The following is a 14244-nucleotide window of genomic DNA, read 5'->3' on the forward strand; positions in this document are numbered from 1 at the left end:
GCACGTCCGCCACTACGCTCTGCTTATTGCGGAGTAATTGGCCATTAGCGCATTACGGCGCGGCAACCCCCTTTTTTGTTAGTGATGTTTCTCCGATATCTGGCCGCTCGGCCGGTTGCGGGGTGGCAATGGCGCCTGCTGATGCTGGCCGTCTGGGGTGCTTTGGCGCTACCGGTGCGGGCCCAGTCCAGTCCGGGCCAGCCGGGCAGTACAACGCTGGTAAGCGGGCGCGTAAGCGACCACGAAACCGGTGAGCTGCTGCCTGGCGCCACCATCTTGCTGGTTGAAACCCAGCAAGCCACCCAAACCGACCTGAGCGGAAATTACCAGCTGCAGGCACCAGCCGGCTTGTACCATGTGCAGGTGCGCTTCGTAGGCTATGCCCTCGAAACAGTAGAAGTGCGCCTGCTGCCGGGTCGCACCGTGCTGCGCAACTTCCGCCTGCACTCCGATGCCGTGCTACTGCAGGGTGCCGTGGTGCGCGGGCACCAGCCCGGCCTGCCCGGCACCCAGGCCACGGCCACCCTTAGCGGCGAGGCCCTGCGCCAGACCAGCGGGCAGGCCCTGGGCGAGGCCCTGCAGAAAATCAGCGGCGTGTCGGTTATTCAAACCGGGGCCAACGTGTTTAAGCCGGTTATTCACGGCCTGCACTCCAACCGCATCAGCATTCTGAACAACGGCGTGCGCCAGGAAGGCCAGCAGTGGGGCCAGGAGCACGGGCCCGAAATCGACCCCTTCATTGCCTCGCAGCTGACGGTGGTGAAAGGCGCGGCCAGCGTGCGCCACGGCTCCGATGCCATCGGCGGCGTGGTGCTGGTAGAGCCCGCCCCGCTGCCCGACTCGGCCGGCACCTCGGCCGAGCTGCAGTTGGTGGGGATGAGCAACAACGGGCTGGGCGCGGCATCGGCGGCAGTGCAGGGCAGCCCGGCGGGCCTGCCGGCCTTGCGCTGGCGGGTGCAGGGCACCGCCAAGCGGGCCGGCAACACCCGTACGCCCGACTACTACCAGAAAAACACCGGGCAGGCCGAGCTCAACTACTCGGCGGCGCTGGGCTGGCACAAAGACCGGTATGGGGTAGAGGCATTCTTTAGTCACTTCGGCAGCAAGCTGGGCATTCTGTCGAGTGCCCACCTGGGCAGCCGCGAAGACTTTGAAGCCGCCGTGGCCCGGCCGCGGCCCCGGGAAACGGCAGACTTCAGCTACAAAATCGACCGGCCCTACCAGTACGTGGCCCACGACCTGCTGAAGCTCAGTGGCTTTGTGAAAACGGGGCTGGGCCGGTTGTCGGCCACCCTGGCCCGGCAGCAGGACTTGCGGGAAGAATACGACAAGTACCGGCCCTACAACGACGCGCTGGCTGCCCGCAACCTGCCCGAGCTGCGCTACGAGAACAGCACCACCACTGCCGAGCTGCTGCTGGACCACCGCCCGCTGGGCAATTTTACGGGCAGCGTAGGCCTGGCCGGTACCTACCAGGACAACACCTACGCTTTCCGCTACTTTGTGCCCTTCTACACCAATGTGGTGGGTGGTGCCTTCCTCATCGAGCACTGGCACGGCCGCCGCTGGCAGCTGGAAGCCGGCCTGCGGGCCGACTACCGCCACCTGCAGGTGCGCCGGGGCCGGGGCAACGGCGCCGGCTACTATGTGGAGCGGACGGCCTTCACCTACGTCACGCCGGCCGCCAGCCTGGGCACTTCCTTTGAAGCTGGCCCCCACCTCACGCTGCGTAGCGACCTGGGCCTGACCCGCCGGGCGCCGGCTCCCAACGAGCGTTACAGCCAGGGCGTGCACAACGCCCAGTACGAGGAAGGCTTCGACCTGCAGAACGATTTCCTGCCGGCCGGCGCACCCCGCCGCAGCCTACAGCCCGAAACGGCCTACAACACTGGCCTGACGGCTACCTGGCACGGCTACCGCCGGCTGAACGGCGAAGTCACCCTCTACCACACCCGCATTTCGGGCTATATCTACCAGCTGCCCATGCCGCCGCCCGTCACCATTCGGGGCGTGTTTCCCAGCTTCCGCTTCGACCAAAGCGACGCCTCGTTCACCGGCTTCGATGCTGCCGGAACCTACGACCTGGCCCAGGGCTGGCAGCTGGCCGGCAAAGCGGCCGTGGTGGTGGCTTACAACCACGACCAGCGCGACTACCTCATTTTCGGGCCCGCCGACCGCCTAGAGCTGAGCCTGCGCCGGAGCTGGCCCAACCGCACGGCCACGCCGGGCCGCCTGCGCCAGCGCTACGCCCAGCTCAGCGGGCTGGGGGTGCGTCGGCAGACCCGCACACCCTCCGAGGTGTACGATTTCACCACGGCGCCTGCGGGCTATGTCCTGCTTGGCGCCGAGGTAGGGGCCACGCTGCAGCTGGGCCGCCTGCCCCTTACCATTAGCCTGACGGGCAGCAACCTGCTCGACCAGCGCTACCGCGACTACCTCAACCGCTACCGCTACTTCACCGACGAGATGGGGCGCAACATCACGCTGCGCCTGCGGGTGCCGCTGGCCTTCGGGGCCGCGTCACGATAGGTCAGCTTTTCTACAATGAACACATATTCTCAACTCATTTCAAAAAAACCTAACTCATTTTTCTCATGAAAACCAATTCTTTCCGCCACCTTCTCTTCGTAATGCTGGCCGCTCCGCTCGTTCTGCTGTCTGGCTGCAGCAAGAAAGACCCTGAGCCAGACAATGGCGACAAAGAGCTGATTACGACCGCAGAATATGTGCTGACGCCGGTTGGTGGCGGTACCACGGTACGGGCCACCTTCCGCGACCTGGACGGGGATGGCGGCGCTGCTCCTACCATCACCCCGCTGACGCTGGCCGCCAATACGTCTTACACCGGCACGCTCACCTTCCTGGATGAGACCAAGAATCCGGCGGTCAACATCAGCGACGAAGTACGACAGGAAGCCAACGACCACCTGATAGGCTACACGACGACCCCCGCGGCCCTGCTCACCATTGCGCGCACCGACCGCGACGGCAACAACCGCGAGCTGGGCCTGCAAACCACGCTGCGGGCGAATGCCGCCGGCAGCGGCAGCCTGCGCATCGTGCTGTACCACCAGCCCGGTACCAAGAATGCCACTACTAACCTCGAAGGCAGCGAGCTGCAGGTAAACTTCCCGGTAACGGTGCAGTAGGCCAGTAGCTTAGGCCAGGGTAGCCGGAGAGTAGCGCGGCGTGTTTACGGAAGCCCGCTGTTTTCCGGCTACCTGGCTTGGGTGGTTCGACAAAACTCATTTCCTGCCGAAACAACCCTTTCTCCGGATGAATAGTCCAGGAGGTAGGCCATTGTGTCTGCTTCTATCAAACAAACTTTCTGATGCCTTCTTTTTCTGCTTATGACATGGCCATTGTGGGGGCCAGCAACGCCGGCCTGAGCGCGGCGCTGGTGCTGGGCCGGGCCCGGCGCCGCGTACTGGTGCTCGATGGCGGGCCTTCGCGCAATGCGCCGGCCTTTCATTCCCATAGCTTTTTCACCCGCGACGGTGCCCCGCCCCAGGGCCTGCTGCGTATTGGGCGCGAGCAGCTGCAGCCCTATAACGTGGAAGTGGTAGCCGCTGAAGCCCGCCGGGTGAAAACCACTGCCGAAGGCTTTGCCCTGACTCTGAGCAAGGGCGAAGTGGTGACGGCTCCCGCCCTGCTGCTGGCTACCGGCGTCACCGACGTGCTGCCTGGCATCAGTGGGCTGAAAGAGCTGTGGGGGCGCGGCGTATACCATTGCCCCTACTGCCACGGCTGGGAAACCCGCCATAGCCGGGTGGCTGTGTACGGCCGGGGGGAAGCCGGCTACCACCTGGCCGTGCTGCTGCAGCAGTGGAGCCCTACCCTGCAGCTGTGCACCGATGGGCCGGCCGGGCTCACCCCGGGCCAGCTGGCCCACCTCAACAGCCTCGGCGTAGCAATCAGGGAGGCCCGCGTGAAAGCCTTTGATGGCACGGCGAAATGCCTGCGGGCTATTATTTTCTCCGATGGCAGCCGCCTGCCCGTCGATGCCGTGTTTATGCGCCCCGCCCAGCGGCAGCGCACCGACCTGGCCACCCAGCTGGGCTGTGCCCTTACTTCCGATGGCGTGTATGTGCAGGTAGACGAAACCGGCCTGACCAGCGTGCCCAACGTGTATGCGGTGGGCGACATGACCGGGCCGTTGCAGCAGGTAATTCATGCTGCCGCCAGTGGCGCCCGGGCCGCCGCCGCCCTGAACAATGAGCTGATACTGCGCAGCTGCGTGAGCGCGGCTTAGCAGGGCTATGCCTGTGCTTAAGCGTCGGGCCGGGGTAATGCCGGGCCCGGCGTTTTGTTTTCCGGCAGGCGCAGGGGAGTTGAAGTAGCAGCTAATGAAGCTGTTCAGCATGACCTGCTAACGCCTTCCTAAACCGCTTAAAAGGGAAGGTCCTGCTGGCTTGATTGAATGCGAGCCAGAACAGCAGCCGCATCCTTACGTTTACCTCATTGACTGCCAAGGGGCACAGAGCATGGTGGGCAGGGATTAGGGCCTACTACAGTAGGGAACCTTCCTTCGACGACCAGTTGGCCGACGTGTACGGGGCCGGGGAGGGCTGGAACCACCTGGCGCGGTGCGATAATCGGGCAGAAACTTACAGTGCGCTACCTGGCCGGGCTGCCCGACAACTTCCTTATGCTGGCCAACGACCCGCGCAGCACCTTTGGGCGCAACCTGCAATGCCAGCCTTTGCAGCTGGCTTATGCCGAAGCGCTGCAGGCCTTTCAGTTCGATAAGCAGAATGCCGGACTTAAAGCGCGGTTTGCGGCGGCACGGGATAGCCTCATTACCAGCGCCTGCTTGTCCGAAGAAGAAAGAGAAGACTACTGCAGCATCCGGCGGCGCGTCCTGGCAGGCCGGTTTTAGCCCGGCGGAATAAGTGGACGGCCCGAACACCTGGCTGTGCCGCTGCCGTTTGCCGTATCTGCAAGCCCCGGGCTGTGGCCCGGGCTAGCTTTGCGTCATCAACTCCCACTGCATGGCCCAGCACCATCACCCCGACCATGCCCACCATCACCACGCCAGCCCGCCGGCCGGGGGGCGGTTCAGCGCGGCCTTTGCCACGGGCATTGCGCTGAACGTGCTGTTTGTGGTGGCCGAAACCCTGGGCGGGCTCTGGGCCAACTCGGCGGCCCTGCTCTCCGATGCCGCCCACAACCTGAGCGACGTGCTGAGCCTGGCCCTGGCCTGGGGTGCAGCCTGGCTTGCGGGGCGGCCCGCTACCAAGAACTTCACCTTTGGCTTTCGCGGAGCTACCATTCAGGCGGCGCTGCTCAATGCGGCGCTGCTGTATGCGGCCCTGGGCTTTATTCTCTGGGAAACCGCCGACCACTTCCTGCACCCCCAGCCCGTGAATGGCCGCCTGGTAATGGGGCTGGCCGGCCTGGGCGTGCTCATCAACGGCTTTACGGCCTGGCTGTTCCGGCGCGGGCAGAAAGACGATGTGAACGTACGCGGCGCCTACCTGCACATGCTCACCGACGCGCTGGTGAGCGTGGGCGTGGTAGTGGGCGGGGGCCTCACGCTGCTCACGGGCTGGGCCTGGCTCGACCCGGTGCTGGCGCTTGTCCTGCTGGCCGTCATTGCCATGGGCTCCTGGGGCCTGCTGCGCGACACCGTGCGCCTGGGCCTGAACGCCGTGCCCGACAGCATTGACCTGAGCGCCGTGCGGGCTTTCCTGCTGCGCCAGCCCCGGGTGCAGTCCGTACACAACCTGCACGTGTGGAGCCTCAGCTCCGACGGCCACGATACTGCCCTCACGGTTCACCTCGTGCGGCCCGGCGGGGCCGATGCGGCCTGGCTAAGCCAGCTTTCCCAGGCTTTGCTAAAGGAATTTCACATCCACCACACCACCGTGCAGGTAGAAGACGGCCCCGGCTGCCCTGGTAACGTGGAATTCCATTCCGCGCCGTAGAGCGGCCCACCCCAGCCTCCTGCGGAATAGAATTTCGTACTACTGCCAGCTCGGCGCGGAATGGAATTCGGCGCTACTCCTGTACATTTCGGGCCTCCAAACGCCGCCAATTCCGTGCAGTCCCCAAAATCCAGCTCTTCCCCCGCCCAAACCACGGGCCTGTTCTCCGCCGTTGTCATCGTGGCCGCCCTGGGCTACTTCGTCGATATCTACGACCTGATTCTCTTCAGTATCGTGCGGGTAAAAAGTCTGGCTGACCTCGGGGTTACCGCACCTGACCAGGTGACCAGCCAGGGTTTGTTCCTGATTAACATGCAGATGGGCGGCATGCTGCTGGGCGGCATTCTCTGGGGCATACTCGGCGACCGGCGGGGCCGGCTCTCGGTGCTGTTTGGCTCCATTCTGCTGTACTCCCTGGCCAACATCGCCAATGGCTTCGTGCAAACCATCGACCAGTATGCCTGGCTGCGCCTCATCGCAGGCGTCGGCCTGGCCGGGGAGCTGGGCGCGGGCATCACCCTGGTCAGCGAGAGCCTGCCCAAGGAAAAGCGCGGCTACGGCACCATGATAGTAGCCACCGTAGGCGTGAGCGGGGCCCTGTTGGCGTACTGGGTAGGGGAGAAGCTGGGCTGGCGCAATGCCTACTTTGTGGGTGGTGGCCTGGGCCTGGCCTTGCTGCTGCTGCGCGTTAGCGTCATGGAGTCGGGCATGTTCCAGCAGGTACAGGCCCAGTCGGAAGTAAAGCGCGGCGACTTTTTCAGCCTCTTCACTTACGGCCCGCGCCTGAGCCGCTATGTGCGCTGCCTGCTCATTGGGGTGCCGCTCTGGTTTGTAATTGGCATTCTCATCACCCTGGCGCCGGAGTTTGGCCGGGCGCTGGGCCTTACGGGCGAAGTCACGGCCGGGCTGGCCGTGTTCTGGAGCTACTTCGGGCTGGTGTTCGGCGACTTTGCCAGCGGGGCCCTCAGCCAGGTGTGGCACAGCCGCAACCGCGCCCTGAAGTTTTTCCTGGGCTTCTGCGCCGCCATGGTGGGCGTGTACCTCTACGGTATCAAGGGCAGCACGCCCAACACCTATTATATGGTGTGCTTCGGACTGGGCGTGTCGGTAGGCTTCTGGGCTTTGTTCGTCACCGTGGCCGCCGAGCAGTTCGGTACCAACCTGCGGGCCACGGTGGCCACCACGGCGCCCAACTTCGCCCGGGGCTCGGTGCTGCTGCTGGTGCCGCTGTTTCAGTTCTTTTCCGGCCCAGCCGCCCAGCCTCGCCTGGGCCTGGTAAACGGGGCGGCCCTGCTCGGGGCCTTGTCGCTGCTGGTTGCCTTCTGGGCCGTGAGCACCCTGCCCGAGAGCTATGGCAAAGACCTGGATTACGTGGAAGAATGATTTATTAATGGGTTGATTTTTTGATGTGCTGATGTTTCGAGGCGGCAACAATACTGGCGCCATTCAATTCTGACAAGTCAAATAAATCCTTTCTGTTCTCGTCTAGCTCTAAAGTGGATGCGTCGAGTCGCCATTGCATCAGCAAATCCTCTACAGAGCATCAGCCTACCAAAAATCAGCACATTAACCCATCAAAAATCAGCACATCAAACAACCCATGGCCACCAAAAACCCTGCGAAATTCTACCCCCTGCACCACTTCGTGCTCCTGCCCGCCGGCCTGATTATCATGGGCTATGCCATTCGGCGCTACGTGGAGGTGGCCGGCGACGACTCCGATATCTCGCGCCTGTGGTTTACGGCCATGGTGCTGGGCATCGTCGTGTTTCTGGCGCTTTATGCCCTGCGCCAGCACTACGCCCTGGGCCTGCAGGACCGTATTATCCGGCTGGAGGTGCGGCAGCGCTATTTTGAGCTCACCGGCCAGCGCTTCGCTACCCTCGAGAATCAGCTCACGCTCAAGCAAATCATCAGTCTGCGCCTGGCCGGCGATGCCGAGCTGCCGGCCCTGGCCCAGGCCGCAGCCCGCGAAAAACTCAGCCCCAAGGACATCCAAAGCCGTATTAACGACTTTCAGTTTGACCCGCTGCGGGTATGATTTTATAGTTGTCAGTTGTTGGTTGTCAGTTGTCAGGTCGTTCTAACAATTGCATCCGGAACGATACTGGCAGCTGACAACCAACAACTGACAACCAAGGATATGATACTCTACAACGTAACCAGCAGCATCGACCCCGAAGTAGCCGATGAGTGGCTGGAGTTTATGCGCGAAACCCACATGCCCGAGGTGATGGAAACCGGCTTTTTCCTGAAAAGCCAGCTCTGCCGCCTGCTGAATGAGGAAGACGACGGCATTACCTACGCCGCCCAGTACTACTGCCTCAGCCTCGACCAGCTGGAACAATACCAGAACCTCTGTGCCCCCGAGCTGCGCGCCTCCATGGAAGCCCGCTTTGCCGGTAAGTACATGTCGTTCCGCACCGTGCTGGAAGTAATGGACTAATGAATAGAGGTTAATGATTAATGCTCGTTCCAGCCCATCAGAACGGCGTTAATCATGAACCTCTAATTATTAGTATCCGGCACCATTGGCAGTGCGGCGCTGTTCTACTGAAGCATGAAAAACATCATTTTCTTCGGCGACAGCCTTACCGCGGGCTATGGCCTGCGGGCCAGCGAGAGCTTTCCGGCCCTTATTCAGCAGCGCATCGACGAGCGGCAGCTTCCTTATAAAGCATTCAACTACGGCATCAGCGGCGAAACCAGCGCCGGCGGGCGGCAGCGGCTGGCGGCCGTGCTGGCCCGGCAGCCCGTCGACGTGTTTGTGCTGGCCCTGGGCGCCAACGACGGCCTGCGCGGTATTCCCGTGCGCGAAACCACTCACAACCTGCAGTACATCATCACGGAGGTGAAGCGCCAGTTTCCCCAGGCCCAGCTGGTGCTGGCCGGCCTGGAGTTTCCCTTCGACCTGGGCCCGCTGGGCCTGCACAAGCTGGGCCACTACGCCACCGAGTTCAAAGCCCTGTTCCGCACCCTGGCTGAGAAAAACAGCGTGGCCTTCGTGCCCTTCCTCCTGCAAGGCGTGCTCGGCCGCCGCGACCTCAACCTGCCCGACGGCGTGCACCCCAACGCCGCCGGCCAGAAAGTGCTGGCCGAAAACGTCTGGCAGGTGCTTCAGCCACTCCTGTAGCTGTAGGGGAGAGGCATGCGGCCTCTGTCATTGCGAACGTAGTGAAGCAACCCGTCCTCTCCAAGCGACTGGCCATGTAATGTGAAAAGCCCCAATGCCAGCAATGGCATTGGGGCTTTTTAGGTCCGGGGCTACCTGGTTTATGAGCGCCAGAGGACGGATTGGCTACGCCGACCTTCGGTTGCTTCACTGCGTTCGCAATGACACGTTATTTTCTGCTCACTGCTCACTGCTCACTGCTCACTGCTCACTGCTCACTGCCTACCCAAACAAATTCCCCTGCACCACCTGGGGGATGATAAACGGCGGCGCCACCTTAATGCCCGTGAGCTCGCGCATGCGGTTTAGGAAATGGGTAGTCCATACCGGGGCGTGGCGCACGTCTTTCTGGTGAATGAAAATGTAGATGTGGTGCAGGCCCTGGGCCACCCACTGGGCCAGGCGCTGGGCCCAGGCATCGGCCCGCTGGTAGTCGGTGGAGTGCAGGCCGTGGCCGTTGAAGCGAATGAAAGCCACCGGCGTGGTCAGGCGCATGGGCAGCACGTCGCGCCGGCCGGCCACGTCGGTTATCACCAGGGTTTTGTTCAGGGCTTCCAGCGTGGCATACACGGCGTCGCTCAGGCCCTTGTCGGCAAACCAGCGGGGGTGGCGCAGCTCCACGGCCAGCGGCACCGAGGCGGGAAAGTCGAGCAGGAAGCGCTCCAGCCGCGGCAGGTGCTCGGGCCCGAAGTGCGGCGGCAGCTGCAGAAAAGCCCAGCCCAGGTTGTCCTGCAGCTCCTCAATGGCCCGGCTGAAAGTCGTTACCAGGTCGTCGGCCTGAAACAGCTCCCGCTCGTGGCTGATGCTGCGCGGCAGCTTGGGGCAGAACTTAAAGTCCGGTCCCACTGCGGCCCGCCAGCGCCGCACCGTGGGCGCGTCAGGAATGCGGTAGTGCGTCGTGTTCAGCTCTAAGCTATTGAACTGCTGAGCGTAATAATGCAGATAGTCGGGCTCTTTGATGCCGGCCGGGAAGTAGCTGCCCACCCATTCCTTGTTAGTCCAGATGGGACAGCCCACGTGCAGCAGGGGAGGGGCAGGCTGCGAGGGGCGGGCCTGAGCCAGCACCCGGGCCGTTTCGGGGTGGTCGGGCGGGAGGCCAAAATCAACGTAGCGCAAGTCGGGCAAACGGCCAAAATCCATGTACGAAATTACAGCCCCCGGACCTAAACGGGTCGGTTAAAGTTCTGCTTTAAGCATTACAAAAGAAACCCCGGTTTTGCAACCAGCCTTTCGGCAAGGTTGAGTTCCCAATGCCAAAATTTTGTATCCGTCGCATAATCTTATTTTGCGAATCCCGCAATAGCCAACAGCCATTTCGGTAAAATATATCTTCAGCGTGCACCAGGGCAAAGGTTAACCGAGAGGATGGCGAATTAATTAAATGCAAGTTTTCTTGAAAAAGGATAATTTTTGGCTGTCTCGAACAGAGGCAGTCCTTGACATTTTGGGTTTGCCCGGAAGGGAGCCGGTAATTTTGATTCGCTTACCATCTCCCATTACGCATGATTGTATTTCGTCGCTTCTCAACTTCCGTCCTTTCCACTTTTCTATTTCTGCTGTTGACTTTCCTCGCTGCCCCTGCCCGGGCCGGCAAGCCCAGCAATGTAAAATCTGCTGCTGCCAAAGGTGCCGTAAAAACGGTGCTGCGTGGCCGGGCTTCGTGGTATGGCCGTGAGTTTCAGGGGCGCCGGACTACAAACGGCGAGCGGTTCAACCGCTTTAAGTACACCTGCGCGCACCGCACCCTGCCGTTTGGCACCCGGCTGCGGGTAACCAACCCGCGCACGGGCAAAGCCGTGGTGGTGCGGGTATCCGACCGCGGCCCCTTCCGCCACCAGCGCATTCTGGACCTGGCCGAAGTAGCCGCCCGTCCCCTCGACATCGTCCGGCTGGGTGCCATCACCATTGTTGCGGAGGTAGTGCCCGAAGCTACCCCGCTGGGCCCCACCGATGCGCCCGACGACCTGGCCCAGCTGCAGGCTGCCGACCCCGAGCCCGAAGCCGCTTTCGCTACCTACACCATTCCGGCTGAAGATGAGCCCGCCGCAGCCGCCACGGCCAGCAAGCCCACCCCCAGCCCCGCAGTAGCAGCCCCTGCTAAAACCGGCACCCTGATTGTGCCAGTTGCTTCCACCTTCATTGTACAGGCCGGCACCTTTGCCGACCCCGCCAACGCCCAGGCCATGCTCGCCAGGATTGAGTCGCTCGACGACAAGCTGGACGTAAACCTGAGCCAGGAAACCATCGACGGCCGTGTGCTGAACCGGGTGCTGGTGGGCAGCTTCGCCAGCCGCCCCGAGGCCGAAGCCCTGCGAAAACGGCTGCGCGTGTACGGCGTAGGAGGCCTGGTGCGCGAAATCCCCGGCACTTAACGTGGTTTCGGAGTCAGGGATATGTAGCGTGGACTCTGCGAGTCCGCGCGAATGAACGTTCAACCGCGCGGACTCGCAGAGTCCACGCTACACCCACCACGAAACTGCTATAAAGCCCTGCTTAGCGTCAGGTCTTTCGTTGCTCCCGGAGCCCCGGCTACCAGATATACCTTAGTTATTGAGCAGAAACACGCTTTCTGCTAGCCGTTTTGCGCTACATTTAAGGCCGAACAGCCTTTGATGTAGCGCCTATGTTTTCCTGGATAAAAGCTTTGCTCCTGCTGGCCCTCAGCATCACGCTGACCTGGGCCCTGAACACCAAGCACGGCGACGCTCCTCCTTTTGGCAAGCTGCTGAGCCCTTACCGCGGCTTCTGGCGCAATGCCGAGCCGGTTAGCCCGGCTTCGGCCGAGGAAAGCCTGCAGCTGCCGGGCTTGCAGCAGCCCGTGACGGTGCGCTTCGACGACCACCGCGTGCCCCACGTATTTGCCCAGAACGACCACGACCTCTACTTCGCCCAGGGCTACCTCACCGCGCGTGACCGCCTCTGGCAGATGGAGTTCCAGACCCACGTAGCCGCCGGCCGCATCTCCGAGATTGTAGGCGACAAAGCCCTGGAGTACGACCGGTTTCAGCGCCGCATGGGCCTGCCCCTTGGCGCTGCCAACTCGCTGCGCTCCATGCAGGCTGACCCCGCCACGCGGGGAGTGCTGGAGGCCTACTCCCAGGGCGTAAACGCCTACATCAACCAGCTTACGCCCGCTACCCTGCCTTTCGAGTACAAGCTGCTCGACTACCGCCCCGAGCCCTGGAAGCCCCTCAAGTGCGCCCTGCTGCTGCAGCTTATGGCCTGGGACTTGAGCGGGCGCAGCGACGACCTGCGCATGAGCAACATCCTGGGTAAGTACGGCGCGGCCGTGGTGAAGGACCTGTTCCCGGACTACCCCAGCCGCGAAGACCCCATCGTGCCCGTGGGCACGCCGCTCGACTTCAAGCCCCTGCCGGCGCCCCCCACGCCGCCTTCGTTCACTGCCGCGTACTCAGCCAAGGTGCTCGAAACCGAGCCCGATGCCGAGCTGGGGTCCAACAACTTTGCCGTAAGCGGGGTGAAGTCGGCCTCGGGCTACCCGCTGCTGGCCAACGACCCCCACCTGCAGCTGAACCTGCCCAGCATCTGGTACCAGGTGCAGCTTAGCGCGCCGGGCGTGAACGTGTACGGCGTGACCATTCCGGGGGCGCCCTCGGTCATCATCGGCTTCAACGAAAGCGTGGCCTGGGGCGTAACCAACGTGGCCGCCGACGTGATGGACTGGTACGAGCTGAAGTTTAAGGACAATACGCGGCGGGAGTACTGGCACGACGGCCGCTGGAAGCCGCTGCGCCGCGTGGTGGAGCGCATCCGGGTGCGGGGCCGGCCCGACCGCCTCGATACCATATTATATACCCACCACGGGCCCGTGGTGTACGACCGCGCCGAGAAGCCTTTCAACACCCAGACGCCCATCGCCCACGCCATGCGCTGGACGGCCCACGACGGCGCCAACGAGGTAAAGGCCTTCTACCTGCTCAACCGGGCCCGCAGCTACCAGGACTACGCCGCGGCCCTGCCTTATTATGGCGCGCCGGCCCAGAACTTCATCTTCGCCAGCAACGACCGTGACATTGCCATCTGGCCCAACGGCCGTTTCCCGCTGAAGTGGCGCGACCAGGGCAAGTTCATTCTCGACGGCAGCGACCCGGCCTACGACTGGCAGGGCTGGATTCCGGCGGCGCACAACCCGCACGTGAAAAATCCCGCCCGGGGCTTCGTGAGCTCAGCCAACCAGTTTTCGGCCGGCCCCGACTACCCCTACTACCTCAACTGGATTTACGCCAGCTACGAGCGCGGGCACCGCATCAACCAGCGGCTCGACCAGATGACGCACGTCACACCCGACTCCCTGCGCCTGCTGCAGAACGACAACCTCAACCTCAACGCCCAGCTCATGCTGCCCCGCATGCTGGCTTTGGTGACGATGGCGCAAGGCCAGAAGCCCGCGCTGGCTCAAGTAGGGAAGGCCGCGGCTGGCGGCGCTGCAAACCGCGAATCCGCTTCCGGGCTTGTCGATGGGCTGGTGGGCAAAGAGCTGAGCAGCTGGAACTACCAGTACGACGCCGATGCCATTGCACCCAGCATCTTCGATTTGTGGTACAGCGACCTGGTAAAGCGAATCTGGGACGACGACTTCGGCCTGAAAGCCACCGGGCGCGAAATGCGCTACCCGGCCCGCGACCGCACCAACAACCTGATTCTGAAAGAAGACAGCAGCCGCTGGATTGACGACCGCCGCACCCCCGGGCACCGCGAAACCCTGCCCGAGCTGGCCCGTCTCAGCCTGAAGTTTGCCACCGACTCGCTCACCCGCAAGTTTGGGCCCTTCAGCTCCAAATGGCGCTGGGGCAGCCAGAAAAGCACCGACATCATGCACCTGGCCCGGCTCCCCGGCTTTGGCCGCATGGACGTGGACTGCGGCGGCGGGGCCGGCATCGTGAACGCCACCTCCGAGCGCAACGGCCCCTCCTGGCGCATGGTGGTCTCGCTGGGCCCGCAGGTGCAGGGCTATGGCGTGTACCCCGGCGGGCAAAGCGGCAACCCCGGCTCGCCCTACTACGACGAGATGCTGGAAACCTGGCGCACCGGGCAGCTGCACGAGCTGGTGTTTCTGCGCTCGGCGGCCGAGAAACACCCGCGCGTGCCCAGCGCCTTGGCGTTGAAGCCCTAGCTGGCGCGCTA

The 14244-nt window shown here is 63.1% G+C and carries 12 protein-coding genes; 11 read left to right on the forward strand and 1 reads right to left on the reverse strand.

From position 1 onward, the window contains the following. Nucleotides 1-84: 84 nt before the first annotated feature. The 9 genes from ABD919_RS06160 to ABD919_RS06200 all read left to right on the forward strand — a co-directional run bounded on the left by ABD919_RS06160 (nt 85) and on the right by ABD919_RS06200 (nt 9060). Nucleotides 85-2529 (forward strand): TonB-dependent receptor, encoded by a 2445-nt coding sequence (locus tag ABD919_RS06160; RefSeq protein WP_345234778.1) that lies wholly within the window; start codon nt 85-87, stop codon nt 2527-2529. Between the two features lie 65 nt (nt 2530-2594). Further along, on the forward strand, nt 2595-3149 hold the full coding sequence (locus ABD919_RS06165) for a hypothetical protein (RefSeq protein ID WP_345234780.1): 555 nt from the start codon (nt 2595-2597) through the stop codon (nt 3147-3149). Nucleotides 3150-3331: 182 nt separating this feature from the next. Beyond that, nucleotides 3332-4252, forward strand: coding sequence for an NAD(P)/FAD-dependent oxidoreductase (locus ABD919_RS06170; protein ID WP_345234782.1), 921 nt, complete (start codon nt 3332-3334; stop codon nt 4250-4252). Between the two features lie 360 nt (nt 4253-4612). Further along, nucleotides 4613-4879, forward strand: coding sequence for a hypothetical protein (locus tag ABD919_RS06175; RefSeq protein WP_345234783.1), 267 nt, complete (start codon nt 4613-4615; stop codon nt 4877-4879). Between the two features lie 112 nt (nt 4880-4991). Next, complete coding sequence (locus tag ABD919_RS06180) at nt 4992-5927, forward strand: cation diffusion facilitator family transporter (protein WP_345234785.1); 936 nt, start codon at nt 4992-4994, stop codon at nt 5925-5927. Nucleotides 5928-6041: 114 nt separating this feature from the next. Then, the gene (locus ABD919_RS06185) at nt 6042-7310 is read left to right on the forward strand and encodes an MFS transporter (protein ID WP_345234787.1); all 1269 of its coding nucleotides are present in this window, start codon (nt 6042-6044) and stop codon (nt 7308-7310) included. 217 nt (nt 7311-7527) lie between these two features. Next, nucleotides 7528-7968 carry a DUF6526 family protein gene (locus tag ABD919_RS06190; protein WP_345234790.1) on the forward strand — a complete coding sequence of 147 codons (441 nt, stop codon included), beginning with the start codon at nt 7528-7530 and terminating at the stop codon, nt 7966-7968. 102 nt (nt 7969-8070) lie between these two features. Next, nucleotides 8071-8373 carry a DUF4286 family protein gene (locus ABD919_RS06195; protein ID WP_345234792.1) on the forward strand — a complete coding sequence of 101 codons (303 nt, stop codon included), beginning with the start codon at nt 8071-8073 and terminating at the stop codon, nt 8371-8373. 114 nt (nt 8374-8487) lie between these two features. Beyond that, entirely contained in the window at nt 8488-9060 is a 573-nt protein-coding gene (locus ABD919_RS06200; RefSeq protein WP_345234794.1) for an arylesterase, read from the forward strand. Between the two features lie 261 nt (nt 9061-9321). On the opposite strand, the gene ABD919_RS06205 is transcribed toward ABD919_RS06200, so the two are convergent. After that, complete coding sequence (locus tag ABD919_RS06205; RefSeq protein ID WP_345234796.1) at nt 9322-10239, reverse strand: DUF72 domain-containing protein; 918 nt, start codon at nt 10237-10239, stop codon at nt 9322-9324. 419 nt (nt 10240-10658) lie between these two features. Here ABD919_RS06205 and ABD919_RS06210 point away from each other — a divergent pair, with 419 nt between their 5' ends. Together ABD919_RS06210 and ABD919_RS06215 are read left to right on the forward strand one after the other, a co-directional pair. Then, a complete protein-coding gene (locus ABD919_RS06210) occupies nt 10659-11471 on the forward strand; it encodes a septal ring lytic transglycosylase RlpA family protein (protein WP_345234798.1) in 813 nt (270 codons plus the stop codon). Nucleotides 11472-11722: 251 nt separating this feature from the next. Beyond that, complete coding sequence (locus ABD919_RS06215) at nt 11723-14233, forward strand: penicillin acylase family protein (RefSeq protein WP_345234800.1); 2511 nt, start codon at nt 11723-11725, stop codon at nt 14231-14233. The last annotated feature ends 11 nt before the right edge of the window (nt 14234-14244 follow it).

It is taken from the genome of Hymenobacter saemangeumensis, from assembly GCF_039541835.1.
GTDB classification, from domain to species: domain Bacteria; phylum Bacteroidota; class Bacteroidia; order Cytophagales; family Hymenobacteraceae; genus Hymenobacter; species Hymenobacter saemangeumensis.